Below are 20,351 nucleotides of genomic sequence, written 5' to 3' on the forward strand. Positions count from 1 at the left end.
CACTTTGCCTGTAAGGCATGACTTTGAGTGAGACCCGCATGAAACTTGAAAATCCTACCCCTATCGATTGGAAATTTTCCGTACGCGCCGAGCAGTTGCAAAGCTCGGTGATACGCGAGATATTAAAAGTGACCATGCGTCCCGAAGTCATTTCTTTCGCCGGTGGTCTGCCTTCGCCGGAAACCTTCCCGGTTGAGCGCATGAAGGCGGCGTTTGATAAGGTTTTGTCAACGCAAGGTAAATCGGCGCTGCAATACGGCCCGACTGATGGCTACGCGCCACTGCGTGAATTTTTGGCAGCCTCGCTGTCTACTGCCGATTGCAGCATTTCACCGGACCAAATTTTGATGGTATCGGGTTCGCAGCAAGGCCTGGACTTGCTCGGTAAAGTGTTGATCGATGAAGGCAGCAAGATTTTGGTCGAGACCCCGAGTTATCTCGGTGCCTTGCAAGCTTTTTCCGTCTACCAGCCGGAGTTCGTCTCGGTTGATACCGATGAAAATGGCGTCTTGCCTGCCTCAGTTGCTGCCAACGGTGCCGGCGCGCGTTTGATGTATGCCTTGCCGAATTTTCAAAATCCTACCGGCCGCACGCTCTCGCTGGAACGTCGCCTTGAACTGGTGGAAACCTGCGCGCGCATGGGTATTCCGCTGATTGAAGATAACCCTTACGGCGATTTGTGCTATACCGGCGAACCCTTGCCGAAGATGTTGAACATGAACCCGGCTGGAGTCATTTATATGGGCTCGTTCTCGAAAGTGCTCACGCCTGGCATTCGTCTCGGTTATGTGGTTGGTCCGGTGCCTTTGATACGCAAGCTTGAACAAGCCAAGCAAGCTGCTGATCTGCATACTGCCCAACTGACGCAAATGGTGGTGTATGAAGTGATTAAAGATGGCTTCCTCGATCAGCACATTCCGACTATCCGTACTTTTTATGCCGGTCAGTGTGCCGTCATGCTTGATGCTTTGAGCCGACATTTTCCGGTTGGCGTGGAATGGACGCATCCGGAAGGCGGCATGTTCATCTGGGTGACCTTGCCGGCACATATAGACAGTAAGCAATTGCTCGATGAAGCGATACAGCAAAATGTTGCCTTCGTACCCGGTGGACCATTTTATGCCAACGAGGGTGAAAAAAATACTTTGCGCCTGTCATTCGTGACCGTGTCGCCGGAGCGTATCAACGAAGGGATAGAGAAATTAGCCAAGTTGATCAAAGCAAAAATGTGATTCGTTTTCACTCAGTCCGACCCGCCTGTTGTCCGGCGGGTTTTTTTTTGTTCGAATAATAAGGAATCGATATTTTTCTTAAATTTTAAGCAATTTTATTCTTTGTAAGGACAGTAATTAATTTGTTCCTACAGGCTCAGCGCAGCTTGCTTAGTGTCTGTGTGCAGGTTAGACTTCAAAATCGAATCAGAGTTGTTGCAAAGAAAAGGCTGCAGTATGGGGAAAAGATGGAAATCGGAATCGTTTGGCGTGCTGCGCTTGCTTGGCATGGCCAGCTTGCTTTGCGCTCAATTATGGGCCGCTACAGCAGTTGCTGATGAATGCAAAAAGCTGATCGCCACCGGTAATCCTGAATATCCTCCTTTCCTATGGCGCAATCCCGATGATGACAGCCATCTCATCGGTGCCAGTACTGAACTCATGCAAGCCATCGCTGCCGAAATCGGCATTCCCATCGAGGTCCGTTACGTGGGGCCATGGGCACGGGTGCAGGAAGAAGCCAAGCTCGGCCACGTCGATTTATTGGCTGGTGCGTTTCTGACCATTCCGCGTATGGAATACATGGATTATTTTTATCCGCGTTTGCGCGAAACGCGCAGTGTCATCTGGACTCGCAAAAACAGCCGAATGACATACAGAAATTGGTCTGATCTGGCTGGAAAAACCGGTATTACGGTCATCAATAACAGCTTTGGTGAAGAGTTTGATCGCTACGCTAAAGAATCACTCAAATTTTCTACCGTACCCAGTTTAGAGCAGGCGTTTCTGCTGCTCAACATGTCGCGTGCCGATTACTTGATTTACGAAGAAGACCCGGGCTTGGCATATGTTGCCAAATTGAATATGACGAATATCAAAGCACTTGACTCGGCCATCACCAATGAAAATCTGTATCTCACCTTGTCGCATAAATCACCGTGCAATACGCCGGAATTACGTGGCCGCATTGCCAAAGCTTTGTACAAACTCGACAAACAGAATTTGATGAATAAACTGGTTGCAAGCAATATTCAATTGTGGCGCAAGCAGCAGTCTAAGTAACGGACTGTCGAGGTAACATTGGTTTTCCGTAAACTTTCCCTCCGACAAATATCGATCTTAGGCGTCGCTTCCGGCATTTTGTTGCCAGCGCTGGTATTTGGTTATTTTGTGCTGGTAGCACGCTATGAGCGTGAATTACAGATACGCGTGCATGCGCCGATGGCGCAAAATGCTGACATGTTGTCGAAAGCGATGGAAATTCCCATCTGGAATGTCGACAAAGAAGTTGGCAAGCAATTCGTCGCGGCAGTCATGCGCAATCGCGAAGTCGTCAGCGTGGTCATCACAGATGAGGCTGCCAATGTCTTTGTACGCGCTGATAAAGTGTATGGCAAAGGTGCGCGGGTACTCAGCGATCACCGGCCCATCATCTTCAATCATAAATTGATTGGCAATGTAACCATCGAATTGACCACAGAGTTTGTTGATCGCGACTTACTCGATGATTTTTTTAAACTGGTCGCCGGCTTGGTGGGGCAAGTGATTTTTTCCTTTGCGCTGATCTGGTTCTTGTTCGATCGCCGTATTGTTCGGCCGATACAGCAATTGCAGCGCGTCACGGAGCGCTTGGCCAGCGGCAAACTTAATGAACCGCTGGAATGGCAACGCCATGATGAAATCGGCAATCTTGCTGCCGGTTTGAACAAGATGCGCTTGAACCTCGGGGAACTGATTGCCCAGCGTGAGCAGCAAAATATAGCCTTGCAGCGAGAGTTGCAGGAACGTTTGCGCGTGGAGCAAATTTTGCGCGAAACAGAAGAAAAATTCATGGCAATTTTCCAAGCCTCACCGGTGGCCATGACCGTGCTGCGCAAGGAGCAGCGCTATCGCATGGTTGCGGTCAATGATGCTTGGGTGCGCCAGTTTGCTTGGCCGGCTGCCGTCATTCTCAATGAACTTAGTATCCAAGACAGTCTGTGGCGCAATCCGGAAGATTTTCAGAATATGCTGCGCTTGCTTGAGCGGGACGGTGAAATGCCAAGCAGTGAAGCGTGGTTCCGCTGTGGCCGTCACGAACAACTGCTGCTGTGTCAGGTGTCGGGCCGCATGATACGCATTGCCGGTGAACCCTTGTTGATTCTGGTCCTCGAAGATATCACTGAAAAACGTCAACATGAGCAAGACATTCGCAATATGAATCTCAATCTGGAATTGCGGGTTTCTGAACGTACCCATGAACTGGAAGAGTCGAACAGCGAATTGACGGTGGTATTGGAAAATTTACGGCGTGCGCAAAAAGAATTGTTGCGCACAGAAAAAATGGCAGCCTTAGGCTCACTGGTCGCCGGCGTCGCGCATGAGCTCAATACTCCGATCGGTACCAGCGTGACGGTAGCGAGTACCTTACAACAGCAAACCCAAGAAGTATTGCAACAGCTGAATCAAGGGCTGCGTCGTTCCACACTCGAAACGTATTTGCAGAATGCCGGTCTTGGCACCGATTTACTGTTGCGTAACCTCAGCAAGGCCTCAGAGTTGGTGACCAGTTTCAAGCAAGTTGCAGTCGATCGTACCAGTGCCAATCGGCGCGTGTTCGCACTCAACGAAATGGTCGATGAACTGATCATGACGCTTGGACCGATGATACGTAAGACCAAGCATGCGGTGAAGGCAGAAATTCCGGCGCGCATCATGATCGACAGTTATCCTGGCGCGCTCGGACAAGTGCTGACCAATTTGATCAACAACGCCTTCATTCACGCCTTCGATGCCGATCTCCGTGGGATGGTTCGCATCAGCGGACGCGTGCTGGACCGAGAAAATATCGAAATCATTGTCAGTGACGATGGCAAGGGTATTCCCGAGGCACATCTAGGACGCATTTTTGATCCCTTTTTTACGACCCGCTTGGGCCAAGGTGGCAGCGGCTTGGGCTTGCATATTGTTTATAATCTTGTCACCGAGGTATTGGGCGGCGAGATCAGTGTCGACAGCAGTGTGGGCAAAGGTACGCGATTCACGATGCTGATTCCACGCATAGCCAAACAAGCTCAAACGCACTGACGCGGCAGATGCGAGGACACGTAAGCCTGGTTCACCCAGCAAAAACGCTTCCCTTCTAGCATAGCGCTGCCACTTTCTGCTACAGTCACGCCATGAGTAAATTATCTTTAGATCGTATCCTGCAGTCGCAGGGATTCGGAACACGCAAATATTGTCGTGAATTAGTCGCCGACGGCGAAGTCAGCATTGCCGGTGAAATTATTGAGCGCTATCAAACAACGGTGGAAACCGAGGGTTTGGTATATCGTATTTTTGATGAAGACTGGCAATACCGCGAGCATGTGTATATCGCGCTCAATAAACCGGCGAATTTTGAGTGTTCGCGCAAGCCCAGTCATCACCCTGGGGTCTTGAGTTTGTTGCCGGAACAATTCAGCTGGCGTGATGTACAACCGGTTGGGCGACTCGACCATGATACTACCGGCATGCTGTTGATGTCTGACGATGGCCCTTTTATACACGCGCAATCTTCGCCAAAGCGCCACATTCCCAAAATTTATCAAGCGACCACGGCAACCGAAGTGACGCCGGAATTGCTTGCGACCTTGCTCGCGGGTGTACAACTGCACGATGAGCCGGCACCGCTTGCCGCGCAATCATGCCGTCAGCTTGATACGCATAAAATTGAAATTATTCTTGAGCAGGGAAAATATCACCAGGTTAAGCGCATGCTGGCCGCTGCCGGTAATCATTGTGCAGCCTTGCAACGTAATGCAATTGGGCAGTTGACATTGAGTTCACTCAATCTCGCTGAGGGACAGTGGTGCTATCTGAGTGCAGAGCAAATGGCTTTGTTGGTACCCTCAGTGTGATTTGTCGTATGTTCAGTGCTTGCAATGATGCGCGTTCAGACTCATACTTGCGTCATAATTGATGCCAGGAGTGCAGCCATGAGAACTACCGTCACCATTGACGACGAACTGTATCGTCAAGCTCTTGAGATTGCCGACCCGTCCATGGATAAGGCCGATCTGTTTCGAGAAGCCATTAAAACCTTTGTACGCGTGCGTGCGGCCAAGCGTTTGGCGGCCTTGGGTGCAGCCATGCCCGAGATCGCTGAGGTCGCGCGCCGTCGCCCCGAGCCAGCCTGATGAGTGGTGTACTGGTCGATACTTCGGTGTGGATTGACCATTTTCGGAATGGCAATGAGGTGCTGGAGAGTTTACTAAGACGCGACTTGGCACTCACGCACCCCATGGTGATCGGCGAGATTGCTTGCGGCACACCGCCCGGCCCAAGGGCGCGAACCTTAGCCGACTTAGCTCTGCTTCCTATGGTTCAGCATGCCAGCCTGCACGAAACCATGGCGTTCATTGAGTCAGAGTCAATTTACGGGATGGGATGTGGGCTCGTTGACATGGTCTTGTTGAGCTCGACCTTACTGACCCCCGGCGCCAAGCTGTGGACGCTCGATCAGCGCTTGGCCGAATTGGCTGAGCGTTTCGGTGTGCTACATCGGGTCGCTGTGCACTGAGTTGCGCGCTATCACGCGCCACCTTTACCGGCGCTTCCCTGGATTAAATTACCACAGCAGCAAGAAATATTTCCCGCTTTCAAAATATCTCCCTATAATGCCGGTTCACGCTGAGCGAGTGTGAATTTATCTCTTTATTTCAAAGACTTACGGCATGCATCTTACTATTTTTGAAACACCGATAATCAATTCCGCGATGCGCTGGATTTCTGTCCGTCTGTTACGTTGGTCTGGTTGGAGGGTGGAAACCGATGCCCCGGATGCGCAAAAATATGTACTGATTGCCGCTCCCCATACCAGCAACTGGGATTTTCCGATCACACTCATGGTGTGCTTCGCGCTGCAACTGCGGGTTTACTGGATGGGTAAGGCGAGTTTGTTTCCGCCGCTGTTCGGTCATATCATGCACTGGCTCGGTGGTATTGCGGTCGACCGTAGTCGTTCCGGTAATTTGGTTCAGCATACGGTCGATGCCTTTCACGCCAATGCGCGCCTGACTGTGATCGTGCCACCGGAAGGCACACGCGGCAAAGTCACACACTGGAAAACCGGATTTTATTATATTGCACACGGTGCCGGCGTACCGATAGCGCTCGGCTATCTCGATTTTGGACGCAAAGCGGCTGGTATCGGGCCCTTATTTATGCCTACCGGCGATATTGTGCGTGATATGGAAGAAATCAAACAATTTTACAGCGGCATACAGGGAAAAAATCCCCAGCAATTTGATACCGGTGTTGCTGGGGAAGTGCAGTTAGCCTGTCGGATAGAAGAGGAATCTGCTCGGACTATTTCGGCTGCACCGTCTCTTTTGCCAGACCAAGCGGATCGGCCCGGTTCGCGCTAGCACGCAGCAGTAGCCAGCTCAGCGGCCGCAGAATCACTATTTGCGTTATGCGTTCGCAGTAGGGATGGGCAGTCAGCCAGACGATGGCGGCACTTGCGGCCAGCGACAAGCAAAGGCGGGTGGCAGCTTCCATGTGCAAAATTTGGCTCAGTATGCCGTAGTGTTGCAGGATGATTAAAGCCATGCCGTGCCATAAAAACACATACATAGATTGCCTGCCTATGCGCGCCAGCCCCAGATCTCTACGTGCCAACAGATACAACATGGCCAGTCCGAGCGTGGTGGAAACGGCAAACTGCAACAATTGGTACAGTGTTCCATGAACATTTGCCATGCCCAAGCGCTGCAGCGAGAAGCTGCCGTACAGCCAGCGATAATCAAAATTATCGGGTAACAGCGTCACCGCCAGCGCGGCCAGCGCGGCAATCGCCAGTGCAGCGATCAGGTAAACCTGTTTATAGTTCCGCAGCCAGTTCGTGCCCAAACTATAACCGAGCAAGAAATACGGGAAAAACATCAGTGTGCGCGCGCCGCTCAGAAAGTAGCCGGCCTGTGCAGAATAACTGCCCAGTAAGGCCAGTACCACGGCCAGTAATACCGGAAATTGCAAGCGTGCAAACAAGGGTAGCAGCAAACGCCAGCACAACAAGCTCAGCAGATACCAGAGCATCCAGTAGGGCGCGACCAAGCCGGCATACACGCTCATACTGCCTTGCAGTGCATATTCCGTCAATTCGTAAATGCACTCCATGCCTAGCAAGGGCGCGACGATGTTTTTGATCAATTGCAGCGATTGGGTTTCATCCAAATACGCTTTGGAAAAGATGCCGGATACCAATGCAAACATGGGCATGTGGAAGGCATACACAAACACCCAAATGGGTCGTAAAAACGCATCATTGGAGATATGCACTTCAATGAAGTGGCCGAATACCACTAAAAAAATCAAGACGCCTTTGATATTGTCGAGCGTGGTATTTCTGCTTAGTGTAGGGAAAGAGGGGGGAGAAGAGAGAGACATTGCCAACCAAGTGAACGTAACAAAACAGTCCATCATAAACGAAACAGCTGATAATCACTGAATCATACTTTGTAACGAAAAAAGACGGCGCATGATTTACGATGATAAGTCCGCATTAGACACAAAAAGTTTCTTTTTGGAAATTTCTATGCGTTACAATGTAGACTGGACAATAGCATCAGGTGGCTTGGCATGGCGATAGAAAAGTCAAAAGCGAGTCTGCTATCCGAGAAACTCGATTTTGAGCAAGTCGGGGAGCTTCCTCAGCCGGCTGCGAGCCAAGAACTCGATTTTTTTGACATGGACCTGAGCAAGCCGGCCATGCTGGAAGCATATTTGCCTTCCCCACCATTGGCACCGGTGCCAGAGCCCGTGCCTCTGCCGGCTGCGCTACTGAACCCGCCCCCCGCGCCAATCAAGCTGCTTGAGCCGGCCGTTGCGAGCAAAAAAAATACTCCGAAACCGAAAAAGACTGCCGCAAACGATAACTTTGCCCGCTATGCAGCAATCCTGACTCTATGCGGCCTGTTGCTTATTTTTGGCAGTATTTCGTATATTCGTCTTACCGATGGGCATGAAACCGCGCTTGCTTACCTACCTATGCCGCAAACCGTTGTCACTGTGGATGGCCAAGTGATCCGTATGCAATTGACTTTACAAGTCAGTAACGAGAATAAAGAGTGGTTGTTTCAGAATAAAGCCGCGTTCTCACAAATGACTCCCGTCATTATGTCGAAAATCGATCCTGACAACTTGCATACGACTGAAGGCTTTGAGATTGTTCGCGAGCAACTTCGAACAGAATTCAATCTTGCTTTGCATACCGATAAAATTCAGTCGGTCTTACTTGATGAATTATTAATGCAAAGCAATTAAGGAAGCGTGGTTTATCAAGCGCTGGCAGAAAGTGTGCCCGTGCTGGCAGCAAGGCTGCCGAGGTAAGCTTGCTGTACTTGCTGTGATTTGTCGCTGGTGCCAGTCGAGCTCTCTGAAGGCGTGCTGGCGTGCTGTTTTTCCGCACGCGCAGTGGCGAGTTTTTGAAGATAAGCTTGTTCTTCGGTTTGCGTCACCGTGCCATCTTCGTTGGTGTCGGCCGCTTCATAGGTTTTGCTGCTGCTGGTAGAACTGACCGCCGAACCACCCGCTGAGCCAGCCCCAGCTGCTGAACTTGGCGCGGAACTGCTACTCGATGCGGAGCTGGAACTTGACGCCGAAACCGCTGCCGTACTCGCCTCCGAGCTACTGCTGCTCAAACCCGTCGTGCGACTTTGATTGAATTGAGCGGTCAAGGCATCACTGAGACTTTGCAAGCCATTGCTCAATTCGCTCTGGCTCACCTGACCATTGCTATCGCTGTCGAGTTGCTTGAATAATTTATCAGCCGCTGCCGTGGCACTGCTTGTGCTGCTGCCGGTAGTGGTGCCAGCAGCGGCACTGTCAGTGGCAATCTGCGTGAAGCTTGATGCCAGTTCAGCCGGATCAATAAACCCCTGACCCTTGCTGTCGATCGCGGCTAAAGCCTGTTTTGCGCTCGCCGCCGAGCTTTGCGTCGAGAGATTACGCAGTGCGGTAGACAGGGCAGTAGTGCTGCTGCCAATGTTGATGCTGCTCATAGGGTTTCCTCAGTCTGGCTCACTGGCCGGCAAAATCCGGCACGCGAGTGTATGTCTAGTCCTCAGTGTGCCGCATCCAAGTTCTGGCAATGTTTCAGCTTTGTATCAATTTGCAGCTTTTTGTTTTATTGTCATCGCGCGGATTATTCCTGTCGCAGAAACTGCAGCAGTTTTTCCAGCGCATGCTGCACCGCTTGTGCGCGTACAGCACTGCGCTCGCCGCTGAAAACCAGCCGCTCGGTGTGTGTCACGCTGCCAATTTGCCAGCCGAAACAGACTGTGCCGACTGGCTTGCCCGGTACTGCACCGCTGGGGCCGGCAATACCGGTGGTCGATAAGGCGACATGCGCTTGCGAATTGGCGATAGCACCGGCCGCCATGGCGGCGGCAATTTCTTCACTGACGGCACCGTGTTGGGCGATCAGTGCTTCCGAAATATTCAGTAATTCGGTTTTGGACGAATTGGAGTAGGTGATAAATCCGCAGTCGAACCATTCTGAGGAACCAGCGATGTCGGTAATGGCATGGGCAACGCCACCGCCGGTACAAGATTCTGCTACGCTCAACAAGAGTTTTTTCGCTTTTAATTCGACGCCGACGGCGGCGGCAAGGTCTATGGCATTGCTCATTTTTTGACTCCTGGCTCGTTGATTAGGCGGAGCGAGCGCTCAATGCTGAGCAGCGCTGCACTTGGCTTTACTTTACCCCATGTCGGTATCAATGTGAAGCGCTCAGCTGATGCGCCACAGTGCCAAGCTCAGCAAGGTGAAAAAAGCTGCCACGATATCGTCCCACATGACACCGAAACCACCTTTGAAACGCTGGTCGAAATAGCGAATCGGTTGTGGTTTCACCATATCAAAAAAGCGAAATATCACAAACGCCCAAGTTTGACTGGCGAAATCAGCTGGCATAATGAACAGCAGTACCAACCAGAAGGCGATGATTTCATCCCACACCATACTGCCATGGTCGGGCGCACCGAGATTTTTTCCGGTCACATGACAAGCCCAGACGCCAATCAAAAAACCGACGCCAATCAGGATGCCCCAGGTGGTCGTCGAAAACAGGTCCGGCCAAGCTCGGCTGAGCAAGACAAAGCTAAGCCAAGCGAACAGTGTGCCACTGGTGCCGGGCATGACAGGCGAGAGGCCGCTACCAAAACCCTGTGCCAGCAAATGGGCCGGATGGCCCAGCATGAAGCGCGCGCTGGGCCGGCGGCCAGGCGCATGCGTCGGGTCAGGATGATTACTCATGGGCTATTAAAGTGGTCAAAGGATTCCAGTCTCAGGCTGACAGTTTTCATGTTCGTATCAAGCAGACGCAAGCCAGGCTGCGCCTCAATGCGGCCGATACGTGTGACGGCCGTGGCGCTGTGCAGTCCGGCCGCGAGCACGGCGGCACGCTGGCTGGACGGGGCGGTGAAACATAATTCATAATCGTCGCCGCCGCTGAGCGTGAAACGGCGTCGGATGGCTCGATCTTGCTGTTGCAAGGCGGGTCCGGCTGGCAGCGCATCGATGAATAAGGTCGCACCACAGTGCGAGCGTTCTAATATGTGACCGAGATCTCCGGCGAGGCCATCGGAAATATCCACTGCGGCATGGGCGATGCCGCGCAAGGCCAAGCCAAGCGCGACGCGTGGGGTGGGCGCATGCATGCGCGGTGCGGCCAAGTGTAAATCGGCTGGACTGAGTGCTAATTCGTGTAAATACCCAGCCAGCGCCAGACGGGCGTCGCCGAGTGTGCCGGAAACCCAGATGTCATCATCGTCGCGTGCAGCATCGCGGCGTAATGCCGAGCCTGGCGGCAGTTCGCCGAATACAGTCAGGCAGATATTGAGCGGCCCCTTGGTGGTATCTCCACCGATGAGACGGCAGCGGTGTTGGTCCGCCAAGCTCAGCAAACCTTGTGCGAATGCCGCCAGCCAGTCCGGCTCGGCGCTCGGCAGTGAGAATGCCAGCGTGAAACCGACCGGGCGCGCGCCCATCGCTGCCAGATCCGATAAATTCACGGCCAGACATTTATGCCCTAGCAGGGTAGGATCGGCATCGGCAAAAAAATGTCGACCCGACACCAACATATCGCTGGACACGGCCAATTGCATGCCCGGCGTCAGATTGAGCAGGGCACAGTCATCGCCGACGCCAAGTGCCAGTTGCTCGTCGGGCGCAGAGTGGTGCGCGAAGTAGCGCTTGATTAAATCGAATTCTGAAAGCATGCCGTCATTGTACCTTGGGACGGGCAGATTTCATTCAAGGGAGGCGCGGATTTACTCCAAGCGGTTTGCCCGCCGCCACTGAGGCCTTAGCTTGCTGCTGCCATCGCCACCTCGGCCAGCAAACTTTGACGCCATTTGGCATCTTGCGGCCCCACTGCGAAACCACGCAAACTGCCTGCCTCATCAAAATAACGACTCACCGTTGCCATATTGACGACCTCTGTTTGCCAGCTACCTTTACTACCTATACCAGGCGGCAGTAAAGCGAGTGGAAAACTCGGTGTTTTGACCAACACTGGGGCGGCCTTGAATTCGATCGGCGTCAAGCTGCCACCCAGGCTGGCGGCAATCGCGCGTGCGGCTGCCATCAGTGGTGCCACATATGGCAAAGTGCTGCGACTGCCGTCCGGCAGTGTGTATTGCGCGCAATCGCCCAAAGCAAAAATCTGCGCGTTGCTGGTGCGGCCAAAGGCATCGACCAGAATGCCGCGATCGCAAGCCAACTGCGATGTAGCGGCCAGACGCAGATCGGCACGCAAGCCAACGGCAGACAACACCAGATCGGCATCGATGACGTCGCCGTTTGCCAGCGTGACGCATAAACCGTGGCCATCGCGATCGACTGCAGTAGCCGAAGTCCCCATTTGCAGCGTGACTCCGCGCGCTTCAAGCGCCACGCGCAATGCCAGCGAAACCGGTTCCGAAGCCAGTGCTGCCAGTGGTCGTGCATTCGGATCGATCAGCGTGATGCGGTAGCCGGCACCACTGAGGTCGTCGGCAAACTCACAGCCGATCAGACCGGCGCCGAGAATTGCGATACGCGCTGCCGGACCGACTGCCTCGACTTGCTCACGTAAGCGGGCATAGTCGGCCAGGGTATTGACGGATAACACCTCGGCGGCGGCGGTGCCAGCGATCGGCAGGCGAATCGCTTGAGCACCGACTGCCAACACCAACTGTGAAAACTCGAAAGCACCTGCTGCGGTGACCAGACTGTTGCTGGTCTCATCAATCCGCAGCACTTCCGTACCGGTCAGGATAGTGGCGTTGAGCTGTTCCGCCATTTGCAGCGCACTTTGATTACGCAGCATCGCTGCGGTCTTGGCCTGAGCAAAAGCGTTCGAGAGCATAGGCTTGGAGTAAAAATCACCGGCATCGGCGGTGATGATCAGCAGCGGCGTCGTTTTGTCGAGTTTGCGGAACTCGCGTGCCACGGTATATGCCGCGAGACCGGAACCGATGAGGGCGATCGGCTTCATGCTTACAGTTCCACCATGTCGAAGTCGGCTTTGGCGACGCCGCAGTCCGGGCATTCCCAGTCTTCAGGAATGTCATCCCAGCGCGTGCCAGCGGCAATGCCTTCTGCCGGCATGCCAAGTGATTCATCATAGATAAAACCGCAAACGATACATTGATAAGTTTTCATAGTGTCCTCAGAATAAGTAAATGGGTAGTTGATGCTGCGAGCAGCTCAGGAGTTCTTGGCCAATACGGCGCGGTAATGATTGGCATGACGTTCTTCTACCTTGGCCAAGGCGGCAAAACGCTTGGCGGCGACTTCGAGGGTACGTTTGAAATTTTCCGCATGGACTTTCGATTCGGCGATCTGCTCGTCATACTCAGCGACCGCAGCATGATTCCCTTCTTCGATGGCGAGGTGGCGGAACTTCGGATACATTTCAGTGTATTCATAAGTTTCACCTTCAATCGCGATTTCGAGCGCGCGCTGTGGTGTCATTTCTGTTTTTGGGTACAACAAATCGAGATGGCCGAATGCATGCATGACTTCTTGATCCGCTGTCGCTTCAAATGCCTCGGCGATCTCGATCGCGCCGGCCGCACGTGCCAGTTTGGCGAAATAACGGTATTTGATGTGCGCCATCGATTCGCCGGCAAAAGCCGCTTCAAGATTTTGTATCGTGACGGATGGTGTAGTAACTGTGCTCATGGTGATACTCCTGGGTGAGGTAAGTGGTGACGAAGAGTTTCGTTCTCTTTCGAACTGATGACCATAGTAAAGCTTGCTGAATCATTTGTGAAATTGATTGTATAAACATGTGCGATAGCTATTTACTATAAATTACTTATTAATAGTGCAATCTCTTGTATATCCTTATGCGTTAAAAGCATGGAAGTCGTACAAATACGTATAAAGTTAGAGTGGTCCCTCTGCTAAAATTACCAACCCACGTAAGTTATCCGTCAGTAAACAGAAAGAAGGCCGGCCCAATGGATTCGTCATCAGATCAAAAAGAACAAATGCGTCAACAACTGCGTCAGGCAGCGCTCGAGTATCACGAGTTCCCGACACCAGGTAAAATCAGTGTTACCCCGACCAAGCAATTGACCAACCAACGCGATCTGGCGCTGGCGTACTCTCCAGGTGTGGCCGCTCCCTGCGAAGAAATTGTGGCCGATCCTACTGCCGCGTTTAAATACACGGCACGCGGCAACCTGGTTGGCGTGATCACGAACGGCACGGCCGTACTGGGACTCGGTAATATCGGTCCACTGGCTTCCAAGCCGGTTATGGAAGGCAAGGGCGTCTTATTCAAAAAATTCGCCGGCATCGACGTCTTCGATATTGAAATCGATGAATCTGATCCTGACAAGCTGGTCGACATCATCGCTGCGCTCGAACCGACCTTTGGCGGTATCAATCTGGAAGACATCAAAGCACCGGAATGCTTCTATATAGAACGCAAGCTGCGCGAGCGGATGAAAATCCCGGTTTTCCATGATGATCAGCACGGTACCGCCATCATTGTCGGTGCGGCCATCCTCAATGGCTTGAAAGTCGTTGGCAAAGACATCAAAAAAACCAAGTTGGTCGTTTCCGGTGCCGGCGCAGCCGCCTTGGCTTGTCTTGACTTGATCGTCGATCTTGGCTTTCCTCTGGAAAACATCTTCGTCACCGACTTGGCCGGCGTGGTCTATGTTGGTCGCGTCGAGTTGATGGATCCCGATAAAGATCGGTTCGCCCAACATACCAGCGCACGTACGCTGCGCGAAGTCATGCCCGATGCCGATATTTTCCTCGGTTTGTCGGCTGCCGGCGTGCTCAAGCCGGACATGGTTAAACTGATGGCCGCCAATCCTTTGATTCTGGCGCTGGCTAACCCGACCCCGGAAATTCTGCCGGAAGAAGTCAAGGCAGTGCGTGATGACGCCATCATGGCGACCGGCCGTTCCGATTTTCCGAATCAAGTTAACAACGTTCTATGTTTCCCGTATATTTTCCGCGGCGCGCTCGACTGTGGTGCCACGACCATCACGCGTGAAATGGAAATCGCCGTGGTTCACGCGATCGCCGAATTGGCGCAAGCGGAACAATCGGATGTGGTCGCTTCGGCCTACGGCATCGATAACCTGTCATTCGGTCCTGAATACCTGATCCCGAAACCATTTGATCCGCGCTTGATGATCAAGATCGCACCGGCCGTCGCCAAAGCGGCCGAAGAGTGCGGTGTGGCGGCGCGTCCTATCCAAGACATGCAAGCGTACGTCGAAAAATTGCAGCAATTCGTCTACCATAGCGGCACTTTCATGAAGCCCATATTCCAGATCGCTAAAAAAGCACCGGCCGAGCGCAAGCGCATCGTCTTTGCTGAAGGCGAGGAAGAGCGGATTCTGCGTGCGGTGCAAGTCATCGTTGACGAAAAGCTGGCAGCACCAATATTGGTCGGTCGTCCACATATTTTGGCGCAGCGGGTAGAAAAATTCGGTTTGCGTATTCGTCCTGGCGTCGATTTCGAAGTCATCAATCCGGAATTTGATCCACGTTATCGTGATTACTGGCAGACTTACCATGCCATGACAAGTCGTAGTGGCGTGACCGAGCAGTACGCTAAGCTGGAAATGCGTCGTCGTCACTCGCTCATCGGTGCGATGATGATCCACAAAGGCGATGCCGACGGCATGATCTGCGGTACCTTTGGCACCACCGGTTTGCATCTCAATTACATCAACCAAGTACTCGGCAAGCGCCCTGGCGTCAAGGTTAACGCCGCGATGAATGCCTTGGTGCTGCCGGATCGTCAATTGGTGCTGGTCGATACGCATGTCAATGAAAATCCTAGCGCTGAACAGATCGCTGAAATCACGATCTTGGCAGCGGAAGAAATGCGTCGCTTCGGCTTACTGCCGAAGGTAGCCTTGATGTCGCATTCCAATTTCGGTTCCAGCAACAGTGAATCGGCGCAAAAAATGCGCGCTGCCTTGGCAATTATTCATCGTGATGCACCGGACCTCGAAGTTGACGGGGAAATGCATGGCGATACGGCACTCGATGGTGCCTATCGCAAGAAAATGATGCCGACCTCAACATTGAAGGGCGATGCCAATCTCTTGGTCATGCCAAATATTGATGCAGCCAACATCGCCTACAATTTGCTCAAGACGACGGCTGGGAACAATGTGGCAATCGGTCCGATCTTGCTCGGTTGCGCCAAGCCGGTACATATCTTGACACCATCGGCGACGGTACGTCGTATCGTCAACATGACAGCCTTGTGTGTTGTTGATGTGGTTGCTGAACGCTAAGTTGTTTCGCGTAAAAAAGCCACAATCGTCTGATTGTGGCTTTTTTTTTGCTTTGACATTGTTATTTGTCGTTTGCTTGCGCTCCTCACCCGACTAACTAATTGTGACCACGGTAGGAATACAGCCTGGCACTGGCCATGATGCGCTCGCGCTCAAAGGGCGTGAGCACGTCTGGCATGCTGTAAACCGACGAAACATTGGTGGCCTGACGTAAGCCTATGCGCAGCAGCGACTTATTTTGATGCAGAGTGAGGACGTGAGCGGCTGCTACAGGTGAGCTTTGCACCACATTACTCACATTCGAAACGACCAGCGATAACTTCGCGCGGCCGGGGCTGAGCAATTGATTGCCCTTTTCCGCCTGTGCTGCGTCGATTTGACTCAGCGTTGACGATGCGGGTAGATCCGCGATCATTCTTATTATCATAAATACATATCCGTGCCGAAGTTCGTTGAGCGCCTCAGTATTAAACGTATGAGGTGTTTGATGAAACGACGTGCGCACAATCCTGTTGGTCATAACGGCAGTTTGCCGCGTAATCAAGCAAGCTCTGACGAGCCTGACTCATTTTTTCGAATACTAACTGATTCGCGTCAGCTCTGTTTGTAGGAAAATTCTGAACTTGATATCTTTCCCATGATAATGCTTAGAAACAAGTAAAAAATTGTTTCAAAGTTGTTTTATTGGAACTCTTCCGGTAGGCACTACGTCGGAAGCTTTCTCGCAGTGCCCATGCTGGTCATCAAAAAACATATGTGGTTTGAATGCCGCCAGAATTGCCGACTTATTAACGCCACCCATAAAAAACGTCTCATCGATCACAATATTCCAGGCCCGCAAAGTACGGATCACGCGCTCATGGGCCGGTGAAGCGCGCGCCGTGACCAATGCTGTGCGCAAAGGGAAAGCCCGACCGTCTGGCGTTTTGAAATGGTTTTGTAAATAAGCCAGTGCCATCAGTAAACGGGCGAAGGGGCCTTGAGGCAGGGGCTTGTTGGCATTGTCGCGTTCATGCTGTTCAAACGCTTCGACCCCATGCTCTTGATAAATCCGTTCCGACTCATCGGAAAATAACACCGCATCGCCATCGAAGGCGATCCGTATCTGCTCCATATCGGCGGCATTCGGTGGCAGCGGATACAGCATGGCCGAAGCAATACCGGAATTAATCGCCGCTTGAGTATCATCTTCATGCAAGGATAAAAACAGACTGATGTTAAACGCTTGTAAATAAGGTGCCAGCGGTGCACCACCGCTGAGGGCCGCGCGGGTGATGTCGAGACCGTAATGCGCAATGGAATTAAAGATACGCAGGGAGGTTTCGGAAGAGTTGCGCGACATGACCACGACTTCGACCAGTCGTATACCGGGAGTGAGGGCATTTAATTTCAACAGTGCCTTGACCAGCGCAAACCCGGCACCTGGCTTGAGTATCGTATTTTCATGAAGCAGTTGATGTTGGCGAAAGCTGTCGAGACCCTGAGTTTGAAAAATCGTGTCTTCGGTTTCGAGGTCGAACAGCGCCCGAGAGGAAATACCGACGACTAATAAGTTATCGAGAGAAAAAGCCATAGTAATCAGTGTGCCTTTATTATTTGGCTTTGCGAAAAGTCAGATTGATTCTTTGTTCACCGAGCAGTGGGTCAGCACTGCCGCACAGTGATTGTACGCCGTGGTACAACAAGCGTGCCGCACCACCCCAGACCAAGACATCACCGTGCTCGAGCAGCAGACGGCTCAGTTTAGCATCACGCGTCAAACCGCCGAAGACGAAATTGGCGGACATGCCGAGCGAGATAGATACGATGGGTGCCTGAAAATCCGCTTCATCTTTATCTTGGTGCAGAGACAAGCTGGTATCGCGCAGGTAGCGGTTGATCAGGCAACTGTCGGGTACGAAGTCCGGATAACCAGCCGCCGCCGCTGCCGCTGCAGCGAGTTCGAGGAATAGTGGCGGCATGGTCGGCCATGCTTGTCCTGTCAGCGGGTCGAAGTTTTCGTAGCGATAGCCGCGGGCATCGGAAACCCAACCATAGCTGCCGCAACTGCTATTGTGTACTTGTATCCGACGTCCGCCCGGCGTATGCATTTGACGCCATGGCGCCTGTGCCGTGATGTGAGCGATGGCGGCGGATAAAGCCTCTGCCTGATGCTGCGCATGGCGATGTAATAGTATGGCACCCGGCAGCAGTGCTTCATTCCATGGGTGCGTCAATTCTTCTTGGTCGAACAGCGAGTAAGTCATGCTTATGTGATTGTCGTTTGGACCTTCTAAGTATAAGGCCAGACGCAATTTCTTTTCTTTACCCCCTTGCATTGTAGTCGTGCTCTTGATATAGTCCGCCTCCCGCTGACGAGTGCAGCGAGAGAGTAAAGCAAAGTAAGCAAGACAGCAAAACCCGGCAGCGTTAAAAAACGCCGCGCAGTAAAACAGGGTGTTGACAGTCAAGCGCAAATGCCTCATAATCTCGTTTCTCTGCTGCTAACGAACACAACGCTTCGTAGCAAACCTCGCAAGAGGAAGCGGAAAAGAATACGGTTCTTTAACAATTAACAGTCAATAAATGTGAGCACTTGATGAAAGCGCACCGACTAAATTTATTTAGTCGGCATGCTTAAAAAATATCAAATGCTTCACAAGAAATAAAATAGGAAAATCATTTAGCAATAGATGATGGAACTGTCAGTATTTTGAGTGAGCGATCTGTCGGCAACGACAGAGTTCAGAAATGAACACAAAAACAGAGATTAAACTGAAGAGTTTGATCCTGGCTCAGATTGAACGCTGGCGGCATGCCTTACACATGCAAGTCGAACGGCAGCACGGAATGGGGTAACCCGGCCTGGTGGCGAGTGGCGAACGGGTGAGTAATATATCGGAACATACCCTAGAGTGGGGGATAACGTAGCGAAAGTTACGCTAATACCGCATACGCACTAAGGTGGAAAGTGGGGGATCGCAAGACCTCATGCTCATGGAGTGGCCGATATCTGATTAGCTAGTTGGTAGGGTAAAAGCCTACCAAGGCGACGATCAGTAGCTGGTCTGAGAGGACGACCAGCCACACTGGAACTGAGACACGGTCCAGACTCCTACGGGAGGCAGCAGTGGGGAATTTTGGACAATGGGCGCAAGCCTGATCCAGCAATGCCGCGTGAGTGAAGAAGGCCTTCGGGTTGTAAAGCTCTTTTGTCAGGGAAGAAACGGCATGCTCTAATACAGCGTGCTAATGACGGTACCTGAAGAATAAGCACCGGCTAACTACGTGCCAGCAGCCGCGGTAATACGTAGGGTGCAAGCGTTAATCGGAATTACTGGGCGTAAAGCGTGCGCAGGCGGTTATATAAGTCAGATGTGAAATCCCCGGGCTCAACCTGGGAACTGCATTTGAGACTGTATGGCTAGAGTGTGTCAGAGGGGGGTAGAATTCCACGTGTAGCAGTGAAATGCGTAGATATGTGGAGGAATACCGATGGCGAAGGCAGCCCCCTGGGATAACACTGACGCTCATGCACGAAAGCGTGGGGAGCAAACAGGATTAGATACCCTGGTAGTCCACGCCCTAAACGATGTCTACTAGTTGTCGGGTCTTAATTGACTTGGTAACGCAGCTAACGCGTGAAGTAGACCGCCTGGGGAGTACGGTCGCAAGATTAAAACTCAAAGGAATTGACGGGGACCCGCACAAGCGGTGGATGATGTGGATTAATTCGATGCAACGCGAAAAACCTTACCTACCCTTGACATGTACGAAAGCCTGAAGAGATTTAGGTGTGCTCGCAAGAGAATCGTAACACAGGTGCTGCATGGCTGTCGTCAGCTCGTGTCGTGAGATGTTGGGTTAAGTCCCGCAACGAGCGCAACCCTTGTCATTAGTTGCTACATTTAAGGTGAGCACTCTAATGAGACTGCCGGTGACAAACCGGAGGAAGGTGGGGATGACGTCAAGTCCTCATGGCCCTTATGGGTAGGGCTTCACACGTCATACAATGGTACATACAGAGGGCCGCCAACCCGCGAGGGGGAGCTAATCCCAGAAAGTGTATCGTAGTCCGGATTGTAGTCTGCAACTCGACTGCATGAAGTTGGAATCGCTAGTAATCGCGGATCAGCATGTCGCGGTGAATACGTTCCCGGGTCTTGTACACACCGCCCGTCACACCATGGGAGCGGGTTCTGCCAGAAGTAGTTAGCTTAACCGTAAGGAGGGCGATTACCACGGCAGGGTTCGTGACTGGGGTGAAGTCGTAACAAGGTAGCCGTATCGGAAGGTGCGGCTGGATCACCTCCTTTCTAGAGTAGCGCCGTAGTTGAGTGTTCACTTTTATTGACTGTTAAATTAAATAACGAGAAA

At 52.2% G+C, this 20,351-nt stretch carries 20 protein-coding genes and 1 rRNA gene; 10 read left to right on the top strand and 11 right to left on the bottom strand.

The features are described from left to right. Positions 1 to 38: 38 nt before the first annotated feature. The 7 genes from QN359_RS03615 to QN359_RS03645 all read left to right on the top strand — a co-directional run bounded on the left by QN359_RS03615 (position 39) and on the right by QN359_RS03645 (position 6,598). Entirely contained in the window at positions 39 to 1,232 is a 1,194-nt protein-coding gene (locus QN359_RS03615; protein WP_322247308.1) for a PLP-dependent aminotransferase family protein, read from the top strand. A 216-nt stretch (positions 1,233 to 1,448) separates the two neighbouring features. Further along, complete coding sequence (locus QN359_RS03620) at positions 1,449 to 2,273, top strand: substrate-binding periplasmic protein (protein ID WP_322247309.1); 825 nt, start codon at positions 1,449 to 1,451, stop codon at positions 2,271 to 2,273. 81 nt (positions 2,274 to 2,354) lie between these two features. Then, positions 2,355 to 4,277: an ATP-binding protein gene (locus QN359_RS03625; protein ID WP_323493555.1), complete on the top strand. Its 1,923-nt coding sequence runs from the start codon at positions 2,355 to 2,357 to the stop codon at positions 4,275 to 4,277. A 92-nt stretch (positions 4,278 to 4,369) separates the two neighbouring features. Next, positions 4,370 to 5,089 carry a 16S rRNA pseudouridine(516) synthase gene (locus tag QN359_RS03630; RefSeq protein WP_322247311.1) on the top strand — a complete coding sequence of 240 codons (720 nt, stop codon included), beginning with the start codon at positions 4,370 to 4,372 and terminating at the stop codon, positions 5,087 to 5,089. Positions 5,090 to 5,167: 78 nt separating this feature from the next. Beyond that, positions 5,168 to 5,368, top strand: coding sequence for a type II toxin-antitoxin system VapB family antitoxin (locus tag QN359_RS03635; protein WP_322247312.1), 201 nt, complete (start codon positions 5,168 to 5,170; stop codon positions 5,366 to 5,368). Beyond that, positions 5,368 to 5,751, top strand: a complete 384-nt coding sequence (locus QN359_RS03640) for a PIN domain-containing protein (protein ID WP_322247313.1) — start codon at positions 5,368 to 5,370, stop codon at positions 5,749 to 5,751. The genes QN359_RS03635 and QN359_RS03640 overlap by 1 nt, the downstream gene beginning before the upstream one ends. Before the next feature lie 154 nt (positions 5,752 to 5,905). Continuing rightward, positions 5,906 to 6,598 carry a lysophospholipid acyltransferase family protein gene (locus QN359_RS03645; protein WP_323493190.1) on the top strand — a complete coding sequence of 231 codons (693 nt, stop codon included), beginning with the start codon at positions 5,906 to 5,908 and terminating at the stop codon, positions 6,596 to 6,598. Here QN359_RS03645 and QN359_RS03650 read toward each other — a convergent pair. After that, complete coding sequence (locus QN359_RS03650; protein WP_322247315.1) at positions 6,540 to 7,619, bottom strand: acyltransferase family protein; 1,080 nt, start codon at positions 7,617 to 7,619, stop codon at positions 6,540 to 6,542. The two genes, QN359_RS03645 and QN359_RS03650, sit on opposite strands and share 59 nt — an antisense overlap. Positions 7,620 to 7,940: 321 nt before the next feature. Between QN359_RS03650 and QN359_RS03655 the strand changes: the two genes are divergently transcribed. Further along, the gene (locus tag QN359_RS03655; RefSeq protein ID WP_323493189.1) at positions 7,941 to 8,495 is read left to right on the top strand and encodes a flagellar basal body-associated FliL family protein; all 555 of its coding nucleotides are present in this window, start codon (positions 7,941 to 7,943) and stop codon (positions 8,493 to 8,495) included. A 14-nt stretch (positions 8,496 to 8,509) separates the two neighbouring features. Here QN359_RS03655 and QN359_RS03660 read toward each other — a convergent pair whose 3' ends face one another. The 7 genes from QN359_RS03660 to QN359_RS03690 form a co-directional block, all read right to left on the bottom strand. Further along, the gene (locus QN359_RS03660) at positions 8,510 to 9,232 is read right to left on the bottom strand and encodes an EF-hand domain-containing protein (protein WP_322247317.1); all 723 of its coding nucleotides are present in this window, start codon (positions 9,230 to 9,232) and stop codon (positions 8,510 to 8,512) included. Positions 9,233 to 9,375: 143 nt separating this feature from the next. After that, a complete protein-coding gene (locus QN359_RS03665) occupies positions 9,376 to 9,861 on the bottom strand; it encodes a CinA family protein (protein ID WP_322247318.1) in 486 nt (161 codons plus the stop codon). Between the two features lie 102 nt (positions 9,862 to 9,963). Then, positions 9,964 to 10,488 carry a phosphatidylglycerophosphatase A gene (locus QN359_RS03670; RefSeq protein ID WP_322247319.1) on the bottom strand — a complete coding sequence of 175 codons (525 nt, stop codon included), beginning with the start codon at positions 10,486 to 10,488 and terminating at the stop codon, positions 9,964 to 9,966. Continuing rightward, positions 10,485 to 11,453: a thiamine-phosphate kinase gene (gene thiL / locus QN359_RS03675; RefSeq protein ID WP_322247320.1), complete on the bottom strand. Its 969-nt coding sequence runs from the start codon at positions 11,451 to 11,453 to the stop codon at positions 10,485 to 10,487. The genes QN359_RS03670 and thiL overlap by 4 nt, the downstream gene beginning before the upstream one ends. 86 nt (positions 11,454 to 11,539) lie before the next feature. Continuing rightward, positions 11,540 to 12,712 carry an FAD-dependent oxidoreductase gene (locus tag QN359_RS03680; RefSeq protein ID WP_322247321.1) on the bottom strand — a complete coding sequence of 391 codons (1,173 nt, stop codon included), beginning with the start codon at positions 12,710 to 12,712 and terminating at the stop codon, positions 11,540 to 11,542. 2 nt (positions 12,713 to 12,714) lie between these two features. Beyond that, positions 12,715 to 12,879, bottom strand: a complete 165-nt coding sequence (locus QN359_RS03685; RefSeq protein WP_322247322.1) for a rubredoxin — start codon at positions 12,877 to 12,879, stop codon at positions 12,715 to 12,717. Between the two features lie 45 nt (positions 12,880 to 12,924). Then, positions 12,925 to 13,401 (bottom strand): rubrerythrin family protein, encoded by a 477-nt coding sequence (locus QN359_RS03690; RefSeq protein WP_322247323.1) that lies wholly within the window; start codon positions 13,399 to 13,401, stop codon positions 12,925 to 12,927. A 281-nt stretch (positions 13,402 to 13,682) separates the two neighbouring features. On the opposite strand from QN359_RS03690, the gene QN359_RS03695 reads away from it, so the two are divergent. Beyond that, on the top strand, positions 13,683 to 15,995 hold the full coding sequence (locus QN359_RS03695) for an NADP-dependent malic enzyme (protein WP_322247324.1): 2,313 nt from the start codon (positions 13,683 to 13,685) through the stop codon (positions 15,993 to 15,995). 97 nt (positions 15,996 to 16,092) lie between these two features. On the opposite strand, the gene QN359_RS03700 is transcribed toward QN359_RS03695, so the two are convergent. The 3 genes from QN359_RS03700 to alkB all read right to left on the bottom strand — a co-directional run bounded on the left by QN359_RS03700 (position 16,093) and on the right by alkB (position 18,241). Next, positions 16,093 to 16,410: a hypothetical protein gene (locus QN359_RS03700; protein WP_322247325.1), complete on the bottom strand. Its 318-nt coding sequence runs from the start codon at positions 16,408 to 16,410 to the stop codon at positions 16,093 to 16,095. 255 nt (positions 16,411 to 16,665) lie between these two features. Next, complete coding sequence (locus QN359_RS03705) at positions 16,666 to 17,568, bottom strand: 5'-nucleotidase (protein ID WP_322247326.1); 903 nt, start codon at positions 17,566 to 17,568, stop codon at positions 16,666 to 16,668. 19 nt (positions 17,569 to 17,587) lie between these two features. Next, positions 17,588 to 18,241 carry a DNA oxidative demethylase AlkB gene (gene alkB / locus QN359_RS03710; RefSeq protein WP_322247327.1) on the bottom strand — a complete coding sequence of 218 codons (654 nt, stop codon included), beginning with the start codon at positions 18,239 to 18,241 and terminating at the stop codon, positions 17,588 to 17,590. A gap of 505 nt (positions 18,242 to 18,746) precedes the next feature. Here alkB and QN359_RS03715 point away from each other — a divergent pair. Then, positions 18,747 to 20,290, top strand: a 16S ribosomal RNA gene (locus QN359_RS03715). Positions 20,291 to 20,351: the final 61 nt, after the last annotated feature.

The sequence above is a fragment of the Undibacterium sp. 5I2 genome (assembly GCF_035019605.1).
In the GTDB taxonomy this organism is placed as follows: domain Bacteria; phylum Pseudomonadota; class Gammaproteobacteria; order Burkholderiales; family Burkholderiaceae_D; genus Undibacterium.

Coding starts and splice junctions, on each gene's coding strand:
- QN359_RS03630 (WP_322247311.1), top strand. CDS start 4,370: ATGAGTAAATTATCTTTAGATCGTATCCTGCAGTCGCAGGGATTCGGA.
- alkB (WP_322247327.1), bottom strand. CDS start 18,241: ATGACTTACTCGCTGTTCGACCAAGAAGAATTGACGCACCCATGGAAT.
- QN359_RS03695 (WP_322247324.1), top strand. CDS start 13,683: ATGGATTCGTCATCAGATCAAAAAGAACAAATGCGTCAACAACTGCGT.
- QN359_RS03665 (WP_322247318.1), bottom strand. CDS start 9,861: ATGAGCAATGCCATAGACCTTGCCGCCGCCGTCGGCGTCGAATTAAAA.
- thiL (WP_322247320.1), bottom strand. CDS start 11,453: ATGCTTTCAGAATTCGATTTAATCAAGCGCTACTTCGCGCACCACTCT.
- QN359_RS03660 (WP_322247317.1), bottom strand. CDS start 9,232: ATGAGCAGCATCAACATTGGCAGCAGCACTACTGCCCTGTCTACCGCA.
- QN359_RS03655 (WP_323493189.1), top strand. CDS start 7,941: ATGCTGGAAGCATATTTGCCTTCCCCACCATTGGCACCGGTGCCAGAG.
- QN359_RS03620 (WP_322247309.1), top strand. CDS start 1,449: ATGGGGAAAAGATGGAAATCGGAATCGTTTGGCGTGCTGCGCTTGCTT.
- QN359_RS03645 (WP_323493190.1), top strand. CDS start 5,906: ATGCATCTTACTATTTTTGAAACACCGATAATCAATTCCGCGATGCGC.
- QN359_RS03670 (WP_322247319.1), bottom strand. CDS start 10,488: ATGAGTAATCATCCTGACCCGACGCATGCGCCTGGCCGCCGGCCCAGC.
- QN359_RS03640 (WP_322247313.1), top strand. CDS start 5,368: ATGAGTGGTGTACTGGTCGATACTTCGGTGTGGATTGACCATTTTCGG.
- QN359_RS03685 (WP_322247322.1), bottom strand. CDS start 12,879: ATGAAAACTTATCAATGTATCGTTTGCGGTTTTATCTATGATGAATCA.
- QN359_RS03705 (WP_322247326.1), bottom strand. CDS start 17,568: ATGGCTTTTTCTCTCGATAACTTATTAGTCGTCGGTATTTCCTCTCGG.
- QN359_RS03650 (WP_322247315.1), bottom strand. CDS start 7,619: ATGTCTCTCTCTTCTCCCCCCTCTTTCCCTACACTAAGCAGAAATACC.
- QN359_RS03680 (WP_322247321.1), bottom strand. CDS start 12,712: ATGAAGCCGATCGCCCTCATCGGTTCCGGTCTCGCGGCATATACCGTG.
- QN359_RS03615 (WP_322247308.1), top strand. CDS start 39: ATGAAACTTGAAAATCCTACCCCTATCGATTGGAAATTTTCCGTACGC.
- QN359_RS03635 (WP_322247312.1), top strand. CDS start 5,168: ATGAGAACTACCGTCACCATTGACGACGAACTGTATCGTCAAGCTCTT.
- QN359_RS03700 (WP_322247325.1), bottom strand. CDS start 16,410: ATGATCGCGGATCTACCCGCATCGTCAACGCTGAGTCAAATCGACGCA.
- QN359_RS03690 (WP_322247323.1), bottom strand. CDS start 13,401: ATGAGCACAGTTACTACACCATCCGTCACGATACAAAATCTTGAAGCG.